Below are 21,592 nucleotides of genomic sequence, written 5' to 3'. Positions count from 1 at the left end.
CTGCCTTTCGTGATCGGCGTTGCGGGTCAGCCTTTGACGCCGGTGAAGCCGAGTCCGGCGACGACGTACTTCTGGAAGACGAGGAAGAGCAGGACCGGCGGGGCCAGGGCCATCGCCATGCTGGCGATGAGGATGTCCTGCGGCGCCTGGTCGGCCAGCGTGGCCAGGGCGACGCTGATGGGCTGCTTGGCCGGGTCGGTGATGGCCACCAGCGGCCAGATGAAGTCCTTCCAGCTGTGCATGATCGCGATCAGGCTGATGACGGCCAGGATCGGCCGGCTCATCGGCAGCACGATCCTGGTCAGGAGCTGCCAGGAGTTGGCGCCGTCGACCCTGGCCGCGGCGAACAGCTCGGGCGGCAGCGCGTCGAAGAAGCGCTTGGCCAGCAGGACGTTGAAGGCGCTGGCTCCGGCGGGCAGCCAGATCGCCCAGTAGGAGTCGACCAGGCCCAGGTCGATGATGGTCAGGAAGAGGCTGGTCATGGAGACCGTGTAGGGGACGAACATGGTGGCGAGGATCGCGCCGTAGATCACGGTGCCGAGCCGGGGTCTCAGCACCGACAGGGCGTAGCCGGCGGTGACCGCGACGACGAGCTGCACGGCCCAGGAGCCGCCGACGACCTGGAGGGTGTTGAGCAGGTAGTGGCCGATGCCCAGGTCGTTCCACGCGGTGCCGAAGTTCTCCGGCCGGGGGTCGCCGGGCCACAGCTGGAGCGGTTCGGCGATCAGGTCGGTGGCCGGCGAGACCGCGCCCTTGACGGTCATGTAGAGCGGGCCGATGCCGATCACCGCCAGGACGGCCAGGGTGAGCCACTGGACCGTGCGCACCGCGGCCCTGACGGCCGGGCGGCGCTCCTCGACGTGGGAGATCAGGCTCATGCGGAACTCCAGCTGCGGGTGGCCCGCAGGTAGATCGTGGACAGCAGGCCGAGGAAGATCGCCAGGAGGAAGGCGAGCGCGGCGGCCTGGCCGTAGTCGCCGTCGCGGAAGGCGTACCTGAAGATCAGCAGGAGGACCGTGAGCGTGCTGTTCTCCGGGCCGCCGTCGGTGAACACGTACGGTTCGGTGAACACCTGGGTGGTGCTGACCAGCTGCAGGAGCAGCAGCAGGCCGATGGTGGGGCGGAGCTGGGGCAGGGTGATGTGCCACAGCCTGCGCGCGATCGACGCGCCGTCCATCTGCGCCGCCTCGTAGAGCTCGGCGGGGATGGTGACCAGCGCGGCCAGGTAGATGAGGACCGTGCTGCCCATCCAGGCCCAGGTGGACTGGATGACCAAACTGAGCATGGCGGTCCTGGGCGACTCCAGCCAGGGGAAGGGGCCCAGGCCGGCCAGGCCCAGCAGCTCGTTGAACAGCCCGTGGCCGGGGTCGTAGAACCACTTCCACAGCAGGATCGCCACCACCGGCGGGATCACCACCGGGAGGTAGACGAGGAAGCGGTAGATCCCCGCGCCCTTGCGCACCGTCGACATGACGGTGGCCAGGATCAGCGGCGCGGGGAACCCGATCAGCAGGCCGAGCCCGACGAACAGCAGGGTGTTGGCGATCGCCGTGGACAGCAGCGGGTCCCGCAGGAGCGCGGTGAAGTTGTCCAGTCCCACCCAGGTGGCGGGGTCGACCAGGTTCGTCTCCTGGAAGGAGATCAGCAGTCCCCTGATCATCGGCCAGTAGGAGAACGCCCCGAAGGCGACGAAGGCCGGGATGAGGAAGAGGAACGCCATGACGGGGTTCCCCCGCCTCCTGGCGTGTGGCGCCACGGTCACTGCCGGCTCGCGGCGAGCTTGGTGTTGACGTCGGTCTCCGCCTGGGCCAGGAGGGCGCTGACGTCGGCGTCCTTGTCGGTCAGGACGGCCTGCACCACGCTGTCGAGCACGGCGTAGACGGCCTGGGCCTGCACCGGGGGCTCGGCGCGGAGTTCGAGCTCGGGCGTGCCCTCGACCCACGGCCGGAAGTGCTCGAGCTTGACGTTCACGTACGGCTTGACGGCCTCGTCGATCTTGGCCTGCTGGGCCTCGTCGAACATCGGCAGCGTCGGCACGCCCACGGCGGCGTTCGGGTCGGCCGCCAGCGCCTTGGCCCGCTCGGCGGCGGCGCCGGTGTCGTACTGCGGCTGGGCGTAGGCGAACAGCAGCCACTTCACGGCAGCGGCCGTCTTCTCCGCGGAGGCCGATCTGGGCACCATGTAGACGTCGCCGCCGGTCATCGTGGCGTTCCCGCCCGCCTGGGGCATCGGGCCGACGCCGAACGCGTCGGTGTCCTTCATGCCGTAGGTCATCTTGGCCAGTCGGTAGGTGCCGGGCGTGCCCAGGTACATGCCGATCTCGCCGGCGGCGAACCGTTTGATCACGTCGTTCTGGTCGATGAGCTGGTTGTCGCCCATGGAGTCGTCGCTCCAGCGCATCTCCTTGAGCAGGGTCAGGGCCTGGCGTGCCGGCTCGGCGTTGAAGGCCGCCACCCACGAGCCGCCGTCCTGCTTCTCCATGTCGCCGCCGAAGGCGTAGGTGAGCTTCGTGAGCTGCCAGCCGCCCTGGTTGTTCTTGGACTCGTGCACGAACCCGGCCTTGCCGGTCTTCTCGGCGATCCGCCTGGCGTGGTCGCGGACCTCGTCCCAGGTCGCCGGCGGCCGGTCGGGGTCGAGGCCGGCCTTCTCGAACAGGTCGCGGTTGTAGACGAGTCCCATCGCGAACGGCGACTGGGGCACGCCGTACACCTGGCCGGCGCTGTCGCTCAGCGGCCGCAGCACCTGCGGGTTGAACTCCTTGTAGTGCGGCCACCTGGCCAGCTCCGCGGTGAGCGGCTTGACCTGCTTGCGGGCGATGAGCCCCTGCGGCTCGGTGAGCGGCACCTTGATCACGTCCTCGACCTTGCCGCCGGCCAGCTTGGCGGAGAACGTCAGCGGGTCGTAGTCGGCCGAGGAGCCTTCGACGGCGATGCCGGGGTTCTGCTTCTCGAAGTCGGCGGCCATCTTCTCGAACGCGGCCAGGCCCGGCTTGTCGGTCGCCGGCGGCATGCCCTGGACCCTGAGGGTGATGGTGCCGGACTCCTGACCGGAACCGGAGGACGAGCCGCACGCGGCGAGGGCCGTGGCCAGGGCGGCGACGCCGAGGGCAGCGGTGGTCTTCTTCATCTGAACTCCCGCATTCAGGTCATAGCAGGATGAATGGTGTTAAAGATGGCATGACGGGATGGCGGTACGGCACGCCGCACCGCGCGAGACCCTTCGGTCAGTGACGCACGGGCCCGGTCGAGGATCTGGGGATGAGCCGGGAGCCGATCTCCACCACGCGCCCGCCGCCCCGCTCGGCGATGGTGTCGAGCAGCAGGTCGGTGGCCTGGGTGGCGAGCTCCTCGGCCGAGATGCGGATGGTGGTCAGCGACGGGGTGGAGGTCTCGGCCAGCAGCGTGTCGTCTATGCCGATCACGCTGACGTCGCCCGGCACGCTGACGCCGAGCTTGGCGAGCTGGTGCAGCACGCCGAGCGCGACCAGGTCGTTGTGGGCGAGCACCGCGGTGGCCCCCGAGGAGGTGACCAGGGTGGCGGCGTGCACGCCGGTCTCGAAGCGCGGCTCGTACGGGCCGAACTCGACGAGGGACAGGCCGTGCGCCTCGAACGCCTCCTTTATCGACTTGCCCCGGCTGAGCTCGGGCCGCGAGCCGTTGACGAAGACGCAGCGGGAGTGGCCGTAGGCCTTCAGGTGCTCGGCCGCCTGGGAGATGCCGGCGGTCAGCGAGATGTGGACCTCCGGGATGCCGGGCACGTGCCGGTTCACCAGCACCACCGGCATGGTCGCGGCCAGCTCGGCGAGCCGGTCCTCGGCCAGGGTGGAGGCCCACAGGATCATGCCGTCCACCCGCTTGGAGACCGCGGCGATGGTCTCCAGCTCGTCGGACTCCCGCTCGTCGGTGTCGGCGGCGAGCACGGTGTAGCCGAGCCTCCTGGCGCGGGCCTGCATCGCCTTCATGATCGGCGGGAAGAACGGGTTGGCGATGTCGGGGATGATCAGCCCGAGCGACTCGGTCTTCCCGCCGCGCAGCGAGCGGGCCGCCGGGTTGGGCGTGTAGCCCAGTTGCGCGGCGGCGTCCCTGATGCGCCGCAGGGTCTGCGGCTGCACCTGGTCGGGGGCGGTGAACGCGCGGGAGACGGTCGAGACCGACACCCCCGCCGCCTGCGCCACCTGCCGGATCGTCACTGCCACGCCGCCCTCCTCGTCATCGGTACGGAGGATGCTCGCAAACGTTCCCGGGAACCGTCAAGAGTGTTCTTCACCTTTCTGACCGGCCCGAATCCGCCCCTGGTCAATCCAGTCGGGATGTTGCATGATTTGTTGCGAAAATCCCGGTAACGTTCTCATTGGAGTTCGCCTGTGAAGATCACTGGTTGGGAAGTGCTCACCCTCCCCGAGCACGGCGACAGCATGATGCTCGTCGTCATCGACACCGACGAGGGCGTGCACGGCATCGGCGAGGTGGGCATCCGATCACGGCAGAAGGCGGTCGCCGGGGCGATCGACCACCTGGGCGACCTGCTGCTCGGCGAGGACCCCGCCAGGATCGAGCACCTGTGGCAGGTGATGTTCCGCCGCGGCTTCTTCCCCGCCGACCGGATCCTGTCCTCCGCCATCGCCGCGATCGACGTCGCGCTGTGGGACATCCGGGGCAAGACGCTGGGCGTGCCGGTCTACGAGCTGTTCGGCGGGCGGGTGCGCGACCACGTCCCCGCCTACGCGCACCTGGGGGACGACTACCACGACCTCGACGCGTTCCTGGACCGGGCCAGGGTGCTCATCGCGGACGGCTGGCGGCACCTGCGCTTCGCCGTGCCCCACGACCGCGACGGCACGCTCGACCAGCGCGCCTCGATGCGCTGGGGCATCGAGCTGTTCCACGCCGTACGCCAGGCCGTCGGCGACGACGTGGAGCTGATCCTCGACGTGCACACGCGGCTCGACCTGCCCGAGGCCGTGACGCTGTGCCGCGAGATCGAGTCGGCCAAGCCGTACTTCGTGGAGGACCCGCTGCGCTGCGAGAGCCTCGAGGTGTACCGGTCGCTGCGATCGCGCACGGCGGTGCCGCTCGCGGCGGGCGAGCAGCTCGGGTCCAAATGGGAGTTCCAGCGCCTCGTCGAGCAGGACCTGGTCGACTACGCCCGGGTGGACGTCGCCGTGGCGGCCGGGCTCACCGAGGCCAGGAAGATCGCCGCGATGTGCGAGACGCACTACGTCAAGCTGGCCACCCACAACCCGCTCGGCCCGGTCACCGCCGCCTCCTCGCTGCACCTGAACCTGGCCTCGCCGTACGTCGGCGTGCAGGAGCACCAGGCGCTGCCCGAGCTGGCCGACGTCTTCACCGCCCGGCCCGTGGTGCGCGGCGGCCGTTTCGCCATCCCCGACCTGCCCGGTCTGGGCGTCGACCTCGATCGCGCCCGGGCCCGCGCCTACCAGGCCACGGCCGCCGAACGCCCCCACCTGCGCACCCCCGACGGCGCCTTCACCAACTGGTGATCGCGCCTCTACCCGGCCCTGCGGGCGCGGACGAGCACGAAGGTCCCGAGCCGGGCAGCCAGGAGGACCAGCGCCAGAACGGCGAGACCCTGCCGGCCGAGCACGCAGGCGGCCGGGGTGACGGGCTTCTGCGTGTCATGCCCCCATCATCCCCGGGCGGGGGCGGGGGCGGGACGGCAAAGAGACGGGAAGGAACGGGGCCGGGTGGGCTACGGCCCGAGCGGGGCGGGGTAGGCCCTCACAGGCCGGGCCGCCACCGAGGAGCGGGGGCGCGTGCCCGCTCAACGGGGAGTGCCTGTGAGAGTCGTCGTCGACCTGACGCGCTGCCAGGGATACGGGCAGTGCGCCTTTCTCGCGCCGGACGTCTTCAGCATGCGCGAAGAGGCGCTCCTGTACGACCTCGACCCCGGCGACGAGCAGCGCGGGCACGTGCTGCGGGCAGGCCGCGGCCTGCCCGGTCCAGGCCATCCATCTCGACTGGACCGAGACGTACGCCACCCAGGGACAGCCCCGGCCGTCCGGCCGGAAGATGACCGACGGCCGCATCGTCATCGTCGGCGCGTCGCTGGCGGGGGCCAGGGCCGCGGGGGTGCTCCGGCGGGAGGGGTTCGCCGGTTCGCTCACGGTGATCGGCGACGAGCGGCAGGAGCCGTACGACCGGCCGCCCCTGTCCAAGCAGGTGCTCACCGGCCAGGTCGCGCCCGGCCACACGATGCTGCCCCACCTGCGCGAGGTCGACGCCGAATGGCTGTGGGGCACCCCGGCGGCCGGGCTCGACATGGCCGGCAAGCAGGTGCGGCTGGCCGACGGCCGCGAGATCGGCTTCGACCGGGTGCTGCTCGCCACGGGCACCCGGGCCCGGCCGTGGCCGGACGAGGCGGAGGCCGCGCTGGAGGGCGTCCACACGCTGCGCACCACGGCCGACGCCGAGCGGCTGCGCGCCGCGCTGGCCGCCCGGCCCGGCCGGGTGCTCGTGCTCGGCGCCGGGTTCACCGGCAGCGAGATCGCCTCCGTCTGCCGCGAGCTGGACCTGCCGGTGACGGTCGTCGAACGCGGTCCCGCCCCGCTGGTCAACGCGCTCGGCGGCGTGATCGGCGACGTGGCGGCCGCGTTGCAGCGCGAGCACGGCGTGGACCTGCGGTGCGGCACGACGGTGACGGCGCTGGAAGGCGACGGGCAGGGCCGGTTGCGCGGGGCCCGCCTGTCCGACGGCAGCACCGTCGAGGCGGACGTGGCCGTCGTCGCGCTCGGCTCGATCCGCAACGTCGAGTGGCTGCGCGACTCCGGGCTGGCCGCCGGGGTGTGGGGCGTGGCCTGCGACGCGGGCTGCCGTGCCGTGGACACCAACGGCCTGGTCACCGACGACGTGTTCGTCGCCGGGGACATCGCCCGCTTCCCGCACCCGCTCTACGACTACCAGTTCATGACGCTGGAGCACTGGGGCAACGCGGTCGCCCAGGCGGAGATCGCCGCCCACAACATGGTCAGCGACCAGGCGCACCGGTGGCCGCACCTGTCGGTGCCTGTGTTCTGGTCCACCCAGTTCGGCGTCAACATCAAGTCGGTCGGCGTGCCGACGTTCGCCGACGAGGTCGTCATCACGCAGGGCTCTGTCGCCGAGCGCCGCTTCGCCGCCGTCTACGGCTACCGGGGCCGCATCACCGCGGCGGTGACGTTCGACCAGGGGCTGTGGCTGGAGTTCTACCAGCGGCTGATCGAGTCGGCGGCGCCGTTCCCGCCGGAGTTCCGCCACGTCGATCAGGACGGCGACGGCGGGCCGGTGCCCGCGCGGGTGCCCGAACGGCTGGTCGCCACGGCGGGGGCCACCGTCGTGGTGACCGGCCACGACCCGGCCGAGCGCCGCGCCTCGCTGCTGCACGCGCCGCAGAGCTGATCGCCCCGGCAGGAGAAGACATGACCACGACCTCGTCCAGCGCCTTCGAGCGGATCCTCGACCCCTCGGGCCGCGCCGACCCCTACCCGCTGTTCGGCGAGCTGCGCCGCACTCCGGTCGCGCGCCAGCCCGACGGCACGTACGTCGTCAGCACCTACCGCGAGATCGTCGCGCTGCTGCACGACCCGAGGGTCAGCTCCGACCGCCGCAACCTCGGCGGCCCGGACACGGACCCGGGCGCGAGCGGGAAGGAGGACGGCGCGATCTCGTTCATCGGGCTGGACCCGCCCGCGCACGACCGGCTGCGGCGGCTGGCCATGCGCCACTTCGGGCCGCCGCACTCCCCCGGCGTCGTGGACGGGCTGCGGCCGGCGATGCTGGCCATCACCACGGAGCTGATCGACGGCATCGCCGGCAAGCGGCGGGCCGACCTGGTGGACGAGGTCGCCTACCCGCTGCCCGTGGCGGTGATCTGCCGGCTGCTGGGCGTCCCGCAGGAGGACGAGCCGCAGTTCCACGCCTGGGCCGACCAGATCGTGGAAACGCTCGGACCGGGCGAGGAGGACCGCGCCGAGCGCGAGCGCGAACGCCTGGCCGTGGCGCGGGACCTGGAGCGCTATCTCGGCGGGCTGGCCGAGGAGCGCCGCCGGCAGCCGGGCGACGACATGCTGTCCGGGTTCGTCACGTACCGGGGGCCCGAGGGCGGCATGTCGCCCGAGGAGGTCGTCTCCACCGCCGTGCTGCTGCTCATCGCGGGCCACGAGACCACGATCAACCTCATCGCCAACGGCATGCTCACCTTCCTGCGCGATCCCGGCCTGCTCGACCGCCTGCGCGCCGATCCCGGCCTCATCGTCCCCGCCGTGGAGGAGCTCCTGCGGTACGAGCCGCCGGTGCAGCTGGTGTCCTCGCGGATCGCCCTGGACGACATCGTGATCGCCGGCACGACGATTCCCGCCGGATCGCCGATCGTGCTCGCCCTGGCGGCGGGCAGCCGCGACCCCGGCCACGTGGCCGACCCGGACCGCTTCGACCCGTGCCGTGCCCGCAACGAGCACCTGGGCTTCGGCGGCGGCGTCCACTACTGCTTCGGCGCGCCGCTGGCCAGGCTGGAGGCGCAGATCGTGCTGGCCGAGCTCGTCCGCAGGCTGCGCGGGCCGCGCCTGGTCGCCGACCCGCCGCCGTACCGCCCGAGCGCCGTGCTGCGCGGGCCGCGCCACCTGCTGGTCGACTACGAGGGCGTCGCCCCTGCCTGAACCGTTTTGGATTTCAGAGTCCATTACGTGTTAGGGTGTCCGTCATGGGCAGGCCACGGATGTTCGACGAGGTCAAGGTGCTCGACGCCGCGGCGGGCGAGTTCCGGGTGCGCGGGTTCGCCGGCACGTCGACCGAGCAGGTGTGCGAGGCGGCGGGCGTGCGGCGCAGCAGCCTCTACAACACCTTCGTCTCCAAGGACGAGCTCTACGTCCGCGCGCTGGAGCGCTACGTCGAGGTGACGGGCGCGCGGCAGGCGGCGATCCTCACCGACCAGGGCGTGCGCGGCGCCGAGCGGCTGCGCAGGCTCGTCGACGTGGTGGTCGCCGAGGAGCACGACGCCGCCGCCAGGGGCCACGCGGCCGGGTGCATGGTCGTGCACGGCTTCATGGACCCCGGCCTGCGCGAGCGGGACGAGCGCGTCGCCCGCCTCCTCGACCGCGACCTGCGCGAGCGGCGCGCCCTGGTGGGCGAGGCGATTCGCGCCGGGCAGCTCGACGGCAGCATCTCCCCCGGCGTCGACCCCGACGACGGCGCGCTGCTGGTCAGCACCGTCATCTCCGGCCTGCGGATCACCGCGCAGGCCGGCACGGACCCCGAGACCCTGCGGCGGATCGCGCTGGCGGGGCTGCACGCCCTCCTGGGCTGACCCGCCGCCCCGGCCCTCGAAGGGCTTCCGCATGCCCTCATTTTGGATTCTCAATCACAGAAAGCCGATGACATGACCCGAACGGTTCCCCTGGTCGTCTACGTCCTGGCCGCCGGCATCTTCGCGATGGTGACCAGCGAATTCGCCGTCGCCGGCCTCATGCCCCAGCTCGCCGAGGGACTCGGCACCGGCATCGAGCGGATCGGCTACCTGGTGACGATCTTCGCCGTGGCGATGGCGGTCGGCGGTCCGATCCTGACGATGGCGCTGCTGCGCGTACCGCCGAAGACCGCGCTGCTGGTCGTCATCGCCGTCTTCCTCGCCGGCAACGTCCTGGCCGCGCTCGCGGCCTCGTACCCGGTCATGGTGGTCGCGCGGGTCGTCAGCGGGGTGGCCTCGCAGGCGTTCTTCGGCATCGCCGTGTCGATGTGCGCCCGCGTGGTCGACGAGCGGATGCGCGGCCGGGCGGTCGGCGTGGCGATGAGCGGGCTCATGCTCGGCACGCTGCTCGGGCTGCCGCTGGCGACGTTCGTCGGCGGGCGGCTCGGCTGGCAGGCGGCCTTCTGGACCATCTCGGCGCTCACCGTGATCGCCGCGATCCTCACCGTCGCCTACGTCCGCGATCCCGCGCGGCCCGACGCCGCGGCGGCTCCGCCGGCGTCGCTGCGCGACGAGCTCGCCGTGCTGCGCCGGCCGCAGTTCCTGCTGGCGATCGTCTCCAGCACGCTGATCATCGGCGCGACGTTCTCCGCGTTCAGCTTCTTCACCCCCGTCCTGACCCGGGTCACCGGCTTCGGCGAGGGCACCGTCCCGCTGCTCCTGCTCGCCTACGGCGCCGCCACGCTGATCGGCAACGCGGTCGTCGGCCGGCTGGCCGACCGGCGCACCGTCGCCACGCTGCTGACCGGCACCGCGCTCAACGCGGTCTCCCTGGCGGGGCTGGCGCTCTTCACCGACGTCCCCGCCGCGGCGGTGGCGTTCATGCTCGGCATCGGCCTGACCGGCGTGACGATGAACCCCGCGATGGCCGTGCGCGTGCAGCGAGCCGGCAGCACCGCGCCGCTGGTCAACAGCGTGCACGCCTCGTTCATCACGCTCGGGGTCGTCCTCGGCTCCGCGATCGGCTCGGCGCTCATCCCCGGCTACGGGCTCCGCGCCCCGATCGTGCTGGGCGTCGTGCTGGCCGTCCTGGCGATCCTCACGATCCTGCCCGCGCTCGCCAGCCGCTACCTGCGCACCGGCGACCGCGACGAGGCCGCCGAACCGGCCCTCTCCCCCGTGTGACGGCCGGGCCGGGGGCGAGGAGGCCGGTACGTCATGGGCGGCCGTCCGGGCTGACGGGCTGGCGGGCTACGGCGTGCGGGAGGGCAGGGCGACGGCGGCGAAGAGGCCGAGCGCGGTGCCGGCGGCGGCGGCGTACACCGCGGCCGGCATCCCCCACGCGGCGGAGACCGCGACCAGGACCGCCAGGCCGGTGGCGATGCCCACCTGGAAGGCGGTCGACGCCATCCCGCTCGCCGTGCCCTGCTCGTGATCGGCCACCCCCGTGCCGGTGGCGGCGAACATGGCGGGGAAGACGATGCCCATCCCCAGCCCGTAGACGACCACGCCGGGAAGCAGCGCGACGAAGCCGGCCTGGGCGCCCATCGAGGCGGCGAGCAGGACGTTCCCGGCCACCCCGGCGAGCAGTCCGACGATCAGCGTCGTACGGGTGCCGAAGCGGTGCATGAGCCGCTCGGAGCAGAAGTCCCCGGCGGCGATGACCAGCGACATCACCAGGAACGCCAGCCCGGCCTGGAGCGCGGTGTAGGCGAGCACGTCCTGGAAGTACAGCGTGAGGAAGAACATGACGGTGTTCATGGCCGCCCCGAACGGGACGATCACCAGGATGCCCGCGCTGAGGTTGCGGTTGGCCAGCAGGCGCAGCGGCATCAGCGGCGAGCGGCTGCGCGCCTCGATCGCCACGAACCCGGCCAGCGACAGCACCGCGAGCACCCCCGCCACGGCCACCGTCGTGGTGAGCCCGGCCTCACCGGCCTGGGCGATGGTGAACACCAGCAGCGTGGCCCCGGCCGTCCCGGTGATCGCCCCGGGGATGTCGAACGCGCCGCGCGCCTGCGGACGGTCGGCGTCGAGCAGCGTGAACGCGCCGATCAGCGCCGCGCCCACCAGCGGGAGGTTCACCCAGAACACGGCCTGCCAGCCGAAGGCGTGGGTGAGCAGCCCGCCCAGCAGCGCGCCCAGGCTGAGCCCGCCCGCCCCGGCCAGCGCCCACCACATCAGCGCCCGGTTGCGCTGCCTGCCCTCGGCGAACACCGTGTTCACCAGCGACAGCGTGGCGGGGAACACGAGCGCCGCGCCGATCCCCTGCAACACCCGGGCGACGATCAGCGGCGCCGGGGAGGAGGCCAGGCCACCGAGGACCGAGGCCGCGCCGAACAGGATCAATCCGGCGTTCAGCGTCCTGCGCCGCCCCAGCAGGTCGGCCAGCCGGCCGCCCAGCAGCAGGAACCCGCCGTAGAAGACGGCATAGGCGCTGACCACCCACTGCAGGCCGTGCGCGGTGAAGCCCGCGTCCTGCCCGATGTGCGGGAGCGCGACATAGATGATGGTGAAGTCCAGCGACGTGATCAGATTGGCGAACGCCAGGAGGGCGAGGGTCAGCCCGGCCAACCGGCCCGGCCTGCTTTGCGTGACAGTCATGATCCCGACCGTAGGAACCACACCCCATCCCCCGAATCGGTAAAAATTACGGAATTGCGGTTGGCCGGGCAGGGTTACGTATGGGTACTGACACACCTACGGACGGAGGACCGGTGCTGTACGGGCGGGCAGCCGAGCAGGAAGCCGTCGAGGCGCTCCTGACCGCCGCCGCGAGCAGGCGCAGCGGCGCCGTGGTGATCCGCGGCGAGGCCGGCATCGGCAAGTCGGCGCTCGCCGACTGGACCGCCTCCACCGCCGCCGCGCGCGGCTTCCGCATCCTGCGCGTGACCGGCGTGGAGAGCGAGGCCGACCTGGCGTACGCGGGCCTGGTCCAGCTGCTCTGGCCCGTCCAGGAGCACATCGCCGCCCTCCCCCGGCCCCAGGCCGACGCCCTGCGGGCGGTGCTGGGCACCGGTGGCGCCACCGGCGTGGACCGCTTCCTCAACGCCCTGGCCGTGCTCACCCTCCTCACCGAGCTCGCCGACCGGCAGCCCGTGCTCTGCCTCGTCGACGACGCCCACTGGGTCGACCGCGCCACGACGGAGGCGCTGCTGTTCACCGCCCGGCGCCTGGCCGCGGAGGGCGTCGTCATGGTGTTCTCGGCCCGCACCGGCTCCTTCGACGCCGCCGGCCTCGCCGAACTCCACCTGTCACGCCTGAGCGACGCCGACGCGGCGCGGGTCCTCGCCGCGCGCAAGCTCCCGGCGGCCCTGGCGGAACGGATCATCGCCGAATCGGGCGGCAACCCCCTCGCGCTCGTCGAGTTCGCCGCCTCGCCCGCCCCCCAGCCGGACCCCGCGGCCCCGCTGCCGGTCCCCGACCGGCTCACCGGCCTGTTCCACGCGCAGATCGCCGGCCTCCCCCAGCGCACCCGCACCATGCTGTCCCTGGCCGCCGCCGAGGGCCGCGGCCACCTGCCCACCCTCGCCACGGCCGGGCGAGCGCTCGGCGCGACCCTGAGCGACCTCGACAAGGCCGACCGCGCCGGGCTGATCTGCATCACGACGGACCGGGTCGTCTTCCGCCACCCGATGATCCGCAACGCCGCCTACCACGCCCTCGCGCCCAGCCGCCGGCTCGCCGTCCACGCCGCCCTGGCCGCCGCGATCGACGACCCCGACCTGCGCGTACGCCACCTGTCCGCCGCCACCACCGAGCCGCACGAGCCGACCGCCGCCGACCTCGCCGCAGCCGCGAGCCGGGCGCACGCCCGGGGCGCGTACGCCTCGGCCGCCCACCTGTACGAGCGGGCCGCCCGGCTCACCCCCGACCCGCGCCGCCGGGCCGAACGCCGGGCGCGAGCCGCCGAGCAGGCCCTCGCCGCGGGGGACACCGACCACGCCGAGACCCTCGCGGCCGACGCCGCCACCACGACGGCCGACGGCCCCCACCGGGCCCGCGTCGCCCGGGTCCGCGCCGCGGTCGCCTTCGAACGCGAGAACCCCGGCCACGCGGCCCTCCTGCTCATCGACGGCGCCACCGGGGCCGAACCGGACGACGCGGCCGAGATGCTCCGGCTCGCCGCGGGCTACGGCTGGTTCTCCGGCGACCCCGCCACCGTCCACACCGCCGCCGCGCGCCTCGACGCCCTCGGCCTGCCCGACGACACGGCGACCGGCATGGCGCTGCTCATCGAGCAGGACTACCCGGCCGGCGTGCGCCGGCTCGAACGCCACGTACGGCGCACCCTCTCGGCAGGCGGCGACCCCGAGCGCATCCACGCCATCTACGCCGCCGCCCTGCTCGGCGACGACGACGCCGTCCTGGAGCTCACCGCCGCCGAGATCGAGAAGTACCGCAGGCAGGGGCTCATCGGCCGCCTGCCGAAGGTCCTGCAGAACCGGTGCACCGCCCTCTTCCGGGCCGGCCGCCCCCAGGACGCCGCCGCGGCCGCCGCCGAGGCCGTCACGATCGCCCGCGACACCGGCCTGCTCCGACGCATCGACGAGATCGAGGTGGCGCTCGCCTGGATCGCCGCCGCCGAAGGCGACGAAGCCCGCTGCCGCGAGCTCGTCGCCGACGCCACCGACACCAGCCGCGTGGCCGCGGCCTGCGCCCTCAGTCTCCTCGACCTCGGGCTCGGCCGCGACGAGGAGGCCCTGCGGCGGCTAGAAGCCGCCCACGCCGGGCCGGGCCACCACGTCACCGTGCTCACCACGTCCATGCCGGACCTCGTCGAAGCCGCCGTGCGGATCGGCGCTGCCGAACGGGCCGAGGAGCCGCTGCGCCGCTTCGAGGCATGGGCCCACGCGAGCCGCCGGCCCTGGGCCGAAGCCGTCGCGCTGCGCTGCCGCGCCCTGCTCACCGGCTCCCCCGACCTGTACGCCGACGCGCTGGCCCTGCACGCCAAGGGCGGCAGGCCGTTCGAGCGGGCCAGGACCGCCCTGCTGTACGGCGAGCGGCTCCGCCGCGACCGCCGCGCCGCCGAAGCGCGCGAGCACCTCACCACGGCGCTGCGGATCTTCGAGGAGCTGCGCGCCCGTCCCTGGGCCGAACGCAGCCGTGGCGAGCTGCGCGCCATCGGCGCCCCGGCCGGCCCCGCCCGGCCGGCCGCGCCCAACCCCCTGGACCGGCTGACCCCGCAGGAGCTGCAGGTCACCCGGCTGGCCGCGGAGGGCCACACCAGCAGGGAGATCGCCGCCCGGCTGTTCCTCAGCCGCCGGACCGTCGAACACCACCTCTACCGGGCCTACCCGAAGCTCGGCGTCACCTCCCGCCGCGAGCTGGCCCGGCTCAGCATCTTCGGCTGAACCCGCCGGCCTGGAAACCACCGGTCTGGAAACCACCGGCCTAGAAACCACCGCCGCCGAACGAGCCGAAGAACTCGGAGAAGACGGCGAAGAACGCCAGACCCGCGACGGCCGCCACGAGCCCGAGGACGATGCCCCCGTAGCCGCCGCCGACGGCGCCGGCGGGCGCGGCGTGCGTCGGGTCCTGCGGGTCGTACAGGACCTCGACCTCCCGGCCGACCCCCAGGTCCGACACCGCCCACGACTCGGTGGTCACCTCCCGCCCCTCCACGGTCGTGAACGTCAGCACCGGCCGCCGGCTCGCCCGCAGATGCTCACCCCGCCCGGCGAACGTCGTCCGCACGTCGGCGACCACGCCCGGCACCCGCCGCGCCCCGCGCACGAACCGCCTGCCGTTCACGATCCCCCTGACCGACCCCCACGCGATCACCGCGCCGAACGCCACGAACAGCAACGGAAAATACGCGAAGACCTGCTCCACCAAGGTTCCCCCTGAGCTCGACACACCCTGACAACGATCAACGGCCCCGCGAAGTTCGCACGGCGCGGCTCAGCCGGTCGCGCCGAGGGCGGGGCGCAGCTCGGCCCACGCCCACGCCCCGAGCGTCGTGTCGGTCGTCGTCACCGCGGTCCGCGGCTGCTCGGGCACGAAGCCGTCACGCAACCCGGTCGACATGCCCATCACCGCCTCCACCCGCGCCGGCGACAGCCCCGCGCCCGTCAGCGCCGCCCGCATGTCCTCGTCGGCCACCCGGCGGACCGTGACCGTACGCCCCACGACCTCCCCGACCACGGCCACCGCCTCCTCCCACGACAGGTCCCCCGGCCCGTGCACCGCCTGCACCCGCCGCCCCGACCAGTCACGGCTCAGCACCAGCGACGCGCCCACCGCCGCGATGTCCGCCGGAGCCACCCACGCGAACGGCATCCCGGTCGGCAGCAGCACGGACACCTCACCCGCCCGGATGCCGTCGAGCTCGTACAGCAGGTTGCTGTAGAAGAAGCCGCACCGCAGGTGGGTGACGGCCAGACCCGCCTCCCCGACGACGACGCGGTCCAGCGTCTGCTCCACCCGCGCCAGCCCGTCGATCTCCCCGGCGCCCTCCCGCAGCTCCGCCCCCACGCTGCTCTGCAGCACCGTTCGCGGCACGCCGTTGCGGGCCACCGCGGCGGCCACGACCTCCCCCACTTCGGCGTACGCGGCCACCGGATCGTCGCCGTCACCCGGCGGCACGACCAGGAACAGCGCGTCCACGCCCCGCGTAGCCTGCGACACGGCCCCGGCGTCCCGCAGATCGACCTCCCGCGCGTCGACGAGGTCACCCCAGGCCGCGCGCAGCCGCTCAGGATGACGGCTCAGCAGCCGGGGGCGGACCCCGGCACGGACCAGATGCCCGACCAGAAAACGACCGACGTTGCCGGCCGGTGCAGTGACAGCGATCTCCATACCGCCACCGTACGAACAGATGCGGCCGGATCCCGGCCGCAACTCACCCTCCGGCCCGGCCCGAGGGACGGCTTGACCCTGACGCTGGGTCAAGCTTTCAGCATGGTGGCATGACCGATGAAGAGCGGGCGGAGAGAGACGACACGACCATGCGGCACTTCACCATCCGGAACGACGGCGTCACGATCCCGGTGTCCCAAGGGGGCCGGGGACGGCCGCTGGTCCTGTGCCCCGGGCTGAACTCCACCCAGGCCGACCTGCGCGAGCTGGCCGAGCTGCTGCGACGCGACCACGAGGTGGTGACCTTCGACCTGCGCGGCCACGGCCTCGCCTCGGCCGCCGGCCGCTACTCCTTCGAGGCGTTCCTCGGCGATCTCGGCGCGGTGATGGCGGAGCTGGGGCGGCGCGGCCTGGCCGAGGCGCCCGTGCTGGCGGGCTATTCGCTGGGCGCCGACCTCGCCATGCACTACGCCTGCGAGCATCCCGGCGCCGTCGCCGGGCTCGTCCTCGTCGACGGGGCGAACCCGGTGCCGGAACCGTTCATCACCGAGGCCCTCCTGCCGCGGTTCCGCGCCATGTGGGAGGGCCTGGCGGCCCAGCAGGAGGCCCTGCGGGGCACCGCGCGCCAGGTGCTGCTCACCGCCCAGGAGATCGCCGAGCTGAACCTCGAGATCGACGCGATCCGGGCAGGGATCCTCGACCGGTACAAGAAGATCGACCGGCCCATCACCATGATCATGTCGACCTCGATGGCCGGCGGCGACGGCGAGGGACCCGCGGCGGGCTTCAACCTGAACTGGCGGGCGGGCGTCGAACGGCTCGTCCGCGCGCACCCGCACATCACCACCACCTGGCTCGACGCCGACCACCAGCTCGTCTTCACCCATGCCCACGAGATCGCCCAGATCATCGGCAGGGCGACGGCGAGCTTCTGAAGCGATTCCTGGAGAGTGCTCTGATGCTGACCATCGGCGAACTGGCGTCGTACGCGGGAGTGACGGTCCGCGCGGTGCGGCACTACCACGCCAAGGGGCTGCTGCCCGAGCCGGAACGGGACCAGTCCGGCTACCGCAGGTACGACGGCGGCGCCGTGGTCGAGCTGATCAGGATCCGGACCCTGGCCGAGGCCGGGGTCCCGCTGGCACGGGTGCGAGAGCTGCTGCGGGCCGGCGAGGAGGAGTTCGCCGCGGCGATCGCGGACATCGACCGGAGGCTGCGGGCGGAGATCCGCGAGCGGCAGCGGCATCGCGAGCGGATCGCCCGCCTGGCCGCCGGAGAACTGCTGGTGCTGCCCCCGGAGGTGGTCGCGTATCTGGACCGGCTGCGGGAGCTCGGGGTCGACGAGCGGATCGTCCAGGCCGAGCGCGAGGGCTGGATCCCCTTGGCGGCCCACTCCCCCGGGCGGGTGCCGGAGTGGATGGCGCGCAAACGGGAGCAGCTCGGCGACCCGCGGTTCGTCGACTTCCTCCTCACCCTGAGCCAGGCGCTGGACCGGGCCGACGACGACCCGCTGCTGGCCGGGCTGGCGGACAGGCTGGCCGCCTACCTCACGCGGCTGGCCGACGAGCGCGGCGAGGACTACGTCGACGACACCGGCATCGAGCTGCCGCTCGCCGCGCTGATGGACACGCTGGCGTTCGCGACGGTGCCGCCGGCGCGGCGGCTGATCGAGCTCCTGAGGCAGCGCGGCTGGACGGGCTGGACCAGGCTCGAACGCCTGCGTTGACGCGGCCGGTCCGCCATGCGCTATAAATGTAGCGATACAGATGTAGCGAATGGAGTCGAGCCATGCACGACGTCGTCATCGTGGGAGCCGGCCCCACCGGGCTGATGGCCGCCTGCGAGCTCGCGCTGGCGGGCGTGTCCTGCACGATCGTGGACAAGCGCGGCAGCGCGTCCAGCGTCACCCGCGCCTTCGGCCTGCACGCCCGGGCCCTGGAACTGCTCGACGCCCGCGGCCTGGGCGACGCCCTCGTCCAGGCGGGGAACCCGCTCAGGACGGTGCACCCCGCCTACGCCTCACGGGTCGACTTCGGACGGCTCGGCACGCGCTACCCAATGCTGCTGCTCGTCCCCCAGAACGGCACCGAGAAGCTCCTTCAGGGCCGGGCCGCCGAGCTCGGCGTACGGATCCGCCGCGACGCGCAGGTGACCGGCCTGACCCAGGACGCCGACTCGGTACGGCTGACGCTCAAGGACGGGGACGAGCTGGAGGCCCGGTACGTCATCGGCGCCGACGGCGCCCACAGCACGGTCCGCGACCTGGCCGGCGTGGGCTTCGCCGGCGCGGCCTACAGCCTGCCCATGCTGCTGGCCGACGTCCGCATCCCCGCCGCCGAGCCGCCACCCATCACGCAGGTCGGCACGCAGGGCGTGGTGGTGACCCTCCCCTTCGGCGACGGCTGGTACCGGGTCGGCGCCTGGCTGCGCGAAGAGGAGAAGGACGCCGGCTTCGCCCGGATCCGCGAAGCCTTCCACCACATCGCCGGCACCGACTACGGCATGAGCGAGCCGCGCTGGTTCTCCCGCTTCACCGCCGAACGCCGCCAGGCCCGCAGCTACCGATCAGGGCGCGTGTTCCTGGCCGGGGACGCCGCCCACGTCAACTCCCCCATCGGCGGCCAGGGCATGAACACCGGCATCCAGGACGCCGCCAACCTGGGCTGGAAGCTCGCCGCCACCCTGCACGGCTGGGCCCCGCCCTGGCTGCTCGACACCTACCACGCCGAGCGGCACCCCGTCGGCTCCGCCGTCCTGGCCATGACCGACCACCTCACCGGGCTGGTGCTCAGCGGCTCACGAGCGCGCCTGGAGATCAACCGCCGCGTCATGGCGACCCTGCTCCGCACCGCGCCCGGCCGCCGCCGCATCCTCGGCAGGCTGTCCGGCCTGGAGTTCGCCTACCCGCCCCGCGAGCCGGACGCCCACCCGCTGGCCGGCCGCCGCGCCGCCGACGGCCCGACCCACACGGGCCGCCTGTACGAGGTGCTGCGCGCCGGCGCCTTCGTCCTGCTCTCCGACCACGGCGTCCCAGCCCCGTGGCGCACCCGCGTCCGGCACGCCAGGCCCCTGATCAGCACCAGGCCCGAGGCGACGCTGATCCGCCCCGACGGGTACGTGGCCTGGGCCGGGGACCACACCGGCGTCGAAGCGGCTCTGGTGAAATGGTGCGGTCCGGCCGGCCACCCCACCAGGGAAGGAAACCATGCCACCGCCTAACCCCCAGCGCCGCGACCACCTGGCCGACGCGGCCATCACCGTGCTGGCCGAGCAGGGGTCACGCGGGCTGACCCACCGAGCCGTCGACACCGCCGCCGCCGTGCCGGCCGGCACCGCCTCGCGCTACTTCCGCACCCGCGACGCGCTGCTCGACGGGGTCATCGAGCGCATCACCCACCGGCTCGGCGAACGCGTGGACTCCTACACCGTCCGGCCGATCTCGCCGGCCGACCTGGAGGAGGCGCTGGTCGGCGTCCTGACCACGATGCTGAGCGACCGGCACGACCCGCTCGCCCTGTTCGAGCTGCACCTGGAGAGCACCAGGAACCCCCGGCTGCGGCGCGTGCTGACCGGCGCCCTGCACAGCCGGAGCGATCTCCTCGTCCGCCAGTGCCGCGCCGCCGGGATCGACATCGGCCAGGACGAGGCCATGCTCCTGGAGATGAGCGTGCTCGGCATCCTGTTCACCGCCCTCACCACCGGCGTGCCCGAGTCCCCGAGCGAGCCGATCCGCACCGCCGTGCGGGCTCTCCTGGCCCGGACCGGCTGATCGCTCCCGCCGACGGCCTTTACGTTGTAGATCACGTAAGGCCGAGCAGGCGGACGCTCTCCTCCCGCATCTCGACCTTGCGGATCTTGCCGGTGACCGTCATCGGGAAGCCGTCGACGACGTGGACGTAGCGCGGGATCTTGTAGTGGGCGAGCCTGCCCGCGCAGAACTCGCGCACGGCCGCCGCGGTCAGCGGCTCGCTCCCCTCCCGCATGACGATCCAGGCCATCAGCTCCTCCCCGTACTTCTCGTCAGGCACGCCGATCACCTGCACGTCGGCGATGCCGGGATGATGGTGAAGGAACTCCTCGATCTCGCGCGGGTAGACGTTCTCCCCGCCCCTGATGACCATGTCCTTGATCCGGCCGACCACGTTGACATAGCCGTCGGCGTCCATGGTGGCCAGGTCGCCGGTGTGCATCCAGCGGGCGGCGTCGATGGCCTGGGCGGTGAGCTCCGGCTCGTTCCAGTAGCCGAGCATCACCGAGTAGCCGCGCGTGCACAGCTCGCCCGGCTCGCCGCGCGGCACGGTCAGCCCGGTCTCCGGGTGCGTGATCTTGACCTCGACGTGCGGCATCACCTGCCCGACGGTCTCGGTGCGGCGTCGCAGGTCGTCGTCGGACCTGGTCATGGTGGAGACGGGCGAGGTCTCGGTCATGCCGTAGCAGATGGCGACCTCGGCCATGTTCATCTCGGTGACGACGCGCTTCATCACCTCGACGGGGCAGGGCGAGCCCGCCATGATGCCGGTGCGCAGGCTGGACAGGTCGAAGCGTCCCGCGAGGGCGAGCTCGGCGATGAACATGGTCGGCACCCCGTACAGGGAGGTGCACCGCTCCTGCTGGACGGCGCGCAGCGTCGCCTCCGGGTCGAAGCCGGGCGCCGGGATGACGACGCAGGCGCCGTGGGAGGTGGCGCCCAGGTTGCCCATCACCATGCCGAAGCAGTGGTAGAAGGGCACCGGCAGGCAGACCCGGTCGTGCTCGGTGTAGCCGATGCCCTCGCCGACGAAGTAGCCGTTGTTGAGGATGTTGTGGTGCGAGAGCGTGGCGCCCTTGGGGAAGCCCGTCGTGCCCGAGGTGTACTGGATGTTGATCGGGTCGTCGGGACTGAGTGCGGCCATGCGCTCGCGCAGCGCCTCCTCGGGGGCGAGCGCCTCCAGCGGGCCGGGCTCGCCGAGGTAGACGACGCCGGAGAAGCCGATCTCCTCGATCATCGCCCGGTAGTCGCTGCCCTTGTGCGTGCGCGCGCTGAACAGCAGGCGCATCCCCGACTGCCTGACGACGAAGTCGAGCTCGTGGGCGCGGTAGGCGGGGTTGACGTTGACCAGGATCGCGCCGATCTTCGCGGTGGCGTACTGGACGATCACCCACTCGGCGCAGTTGGGCGCCCAGATGCCGACCCGGTCGCCCTTGGCGATGCCGGCGGCCAGGAGCGCGCGGGCGAGCCGGTTCACGTCGGCGTCGAGCTCCGCGTACGTCCAGCGGCGGCCGGTGGGCACGTCGACGAGGGCCTCGCGGTCGCCGAAGCGCCGGACGGTCCGTTCGAAGTTGTCGCCGATGGTCTCGCCCAGCAGCGGGGCCGGCGCGACCGCGCTCGAATAGGACCACATGTCAAAACCTCCGA

18 protein-coding genes are annotated in these 21,592 nt (G+C 72.8%); 10 read left to right on the top strand and 8 right to left on the bottom strand.

The genetic code is table 11. The features are described 5' to 3' along the window. Positions 1-26: 26 nt before the first annotated feature. From KME80_RS27140 to KME80_RS27125, 4 genes are all read right to left on the bottom strand, one after another. Positions 27-878 carry a carbohydrate ABC transporter permease gene (locus KME80_RS27140; protein ID WP_219509107.1) on the bottom strand — a complete coding sequence of 284 codons (852 nt, stop codon included), beginning with the start codon at positions 876-878 and terminating at the stop codon, positions 27-29. After that, positions 875-1,720 (bottom strand): carbohydrate ABC transporter permease, encoded by an 846-nt coding sequence (locus KME80_RS27135; RefSeq protein ID WP_219509105.1) that lies wholly within the window; start codon positions 1,718-1,720, stop codon positions 875-877. Before KME80_RS27135 ends, KME80_RS27140 begins: the two co-directional genes overlap by 4 nt. A 38-nt stretch (positions 1,721-1,758) precedes the next feature. Then, a complete protein-coding gene (locus tag KME80_RS27130; protein WP_219509103.1) occupies positions 1,759-3,126 on the bottom strand; it encodes an ABC transporter substrate-binding protein in 1,368 nt (455 codons plus the stop codon). Positions 3,127-3,223: 97 nt separating this feature from the next. Next, positions 3,224-4,195 (bottom strand): LacI family DNA-binding transcriptional regulator, encoded by a 972-nt coding sequence (locus tag KME80_RS27125; protein ID WP_219509101.1) that lies wholly within the window; start codon positions 4,193-4,195, stop codon positions 3,224-3,226. 168 nt (positions 4,196-4,363) lie between these two features. On the opposite strand from KME80_RS27125, the gene KME80_RS27120 reads away from it, so the two are divergent. The 5 genes from KME80_RS27120 to KME80_RS27100 all read left to right on the top strand — a co-directional run bounded on the left by KME80_RS27120 (position 4,364) and on the right by KME80_RS27100 (position 10,581). After that, positions 4,364-5,500 (top strand): mandelate racemase/muconate lactonizing enzyme family protein, encoded by a 1,137-nt coding sequence (locus KME80_RS27120; RefSeq protein ID WP_219509099.1) that lies wholly within the window; start codon positions 4,364-4,366, stop codon positions 5,498-5,500. Positions 5,501-6,029: 529 nt separating this feature from the next. Next, the gene (locus KME80_RS27115; RefSeq protein WP_219509097.1) at positions 6,030-7,394 is read left to right on the top strand and encodes an NAD(P)/FAD-dependent oxidoreductase; all 1,365 of its coding nucleotides are present in this window, start codon (positions 6,030-6,032) and stop codon (positions 7,392-7,394) included. Between the two features lie 20 nt (positions 7,395-7,414). After that, positions 7,415-8,650 (top strand): cytochrome P450, encoded by a 1,236-nt coding sequence (locus KME80_RS27110; protein ID WP_219509095.1) that lies wholly within the window; start codon positions 7,415-7,417, stop codon positions 8,648-8,650. A gap of 44 nt (positions 8,651-8,694) precedes the next feature. Then, on the top strand, positions 8,695-9,297 hold the full coding sequence (locus KME80_RS27105; RefSeq protein ID WP_219509092.1) for a TetR/AcrR family transcriptional regulator: 603 nt from the start codon (positions 8,695-8,697) through the stop codon (positions 9,295-9,297). Between the two features lie 72 nt (positions 9,298-9,369). Next, positions 9,370-10,581: an MFS transporter gene (locus KME80_RS27100; RefSeq protein WP_219509090.1), complete on the top strand. Its 1,212-nt coding sequence runs from the start codon at positions 9,370-9,372 to the stop codon at positions 10,579-10,581. Between the two features lie 66 nt (positions 10,582-10,647). Here the strand turns inward: KME80_RS27100 and KME80_RS27095 are convergent, their stop codons facing one another. Next, on the bottom strand, positions 10,648-12,000 hold the full coding sequence (locus KME80_RS27095) for an MFS transporter (RefSeq protein WP_219509088.1): 1,353 nt from the start codon (positions 11,998-12,000) through the stop codon (positions 10,648-10,650). Positions 12,001-12,113: 113 nt separating this feature from the next. Here KME80_RS27095 and KME80_RS27090 point away from each other — a divergent pair, with 113 nt between their 5' ends. Then, entirely contained in the window at positions 12,114-14,750 is a 2,637-nt protein-coding gene (locus KME80_RS27090; RefSeq protein WP_219509086.1) for an ATP-binding protein, read from the top strand. 40 nt (positions 14,751-14,790) lie between these two features. Here KME80_RS27090 and KME80_RS27085 read toward each other — a convergent pair whose 3' ends face one another. Together KME80_RS27085 and KME80_RS27080 are read right to left on the bottom strand one after the other, a co-directional pair. Then, on the bottom strand, positions 14,791-15,231 hold the full coding sequence (locus KME80_RS27085) for a DUF3592 domain-containing protein (RefSeq protein ID WP_308125945.1): 441 nt from the start codon (positions 15,229-15,231) through the stop codon (positions 14,791-14,793). Positions 15,232-15,300: 69 nt separating this feature from the next. Beyond that, the gene (locus tag KME80_RS27080; protein ID WP_219509082.1) at positions 15,301-16,197 is read right to left on the bottom strand and encodes an NAD(P)H-binding protein; all 897 of its coding nucleotides are present in this window, start codon (positions 16,195-16,197) and stop codon (positions 15,301-15,303) included. Between the two features lie 110 nt (positions 16,198-16,307). Between KME80_RS27080 and KME80_RS27075 the strand changes: the two genes are divergently transcribed. From KME80_RS27075 to KME80_RS27060, 4 genes are all read left to right on the top strand, one after another. Beyond that, the gene (locus KME80_RS27075) at positions 16,308-17,132 is read left to right on the top strand and encodes an alpha/beta fold hydrolase (RefSeq protein ID WP_219509080.1); all 825 of its coding nucleotides are present in this window, start codon (positions 16,308-16,310) and stop codon (positions 17,130-17,132) included. A gap of 23 nt (positions 17,133-17,155) precedes the next feature. Beyond that, the gene (locus tag KME80_RS27070; protein WP_219509079.1) at positions 17,156-17,923 is read left to right on the top strand and encodes a MerR family transcriptional regulator; all 768 of its coding nucleotides are present in this window, start codon (positions 17,156-17,158) and stop codon (positions 17,921-17,923) included. Positions 17,924-17,985: 62 nt separating this feature from the next. After that, complete coding sequence (locus KME80_RS27065; protein ID WP_219509078.1) at positions 17,986-19,416, top strand: FAD-dependent monooxygenase; 1,431 nt, start codon at positions 17,986-17,988, stop codon at positions 19,414-19,416. Then, the gene (locus KME80_RS27060) at positions 19,403-19,966 is read left to right on the top strand and encodes a TetR/AcrR family transcriptional regulator (protein ID WP_219509077.1); all 564 of its coding nucleotides are present in this window, start codon (positions 19,403-19,405) and stop codon (positions 19,964-19,966) included. The genes KME80_RS27065 and KME80_RS27060 overlap by 14 nt, the downstream gene beginning before the upstream one ends. 31 nt (positions 19,967-19,997) lie before the next feature. Here KME80_RS27060 and KME80_RS27055 read toward each other — a convergent pair whose 3' ends face one another. Next, positions 19,998-21,578 carry an AMP-binding protein gene (locus KME80_RS27055; protein WP_219509076.1) on the bottom strand — a complete coding sequence of 527 codons (1,581 nt, stop codon included), beginning with the start codon at positions 21,576-21,578 and terminating at the stop codon, positions 19,998-20,000. Positions 21,579-21,592 lie beyond the last annotated feature (14 nt).

This window comes from Nonomuraea ceibae (assembly GCF_019396325.1).
GTDB classification, from domain to species: Bacteria; Actinomycetota; Actinomycetes; order Streptosporangiales; family Streptosporangiaceae; genus Nonomuraea; species Nonomuraea ceibae.
Note: the sequence above shows the minus strand (reverse complement) of the source record. Positions and strands in the feature narration are given on the sequence as shown.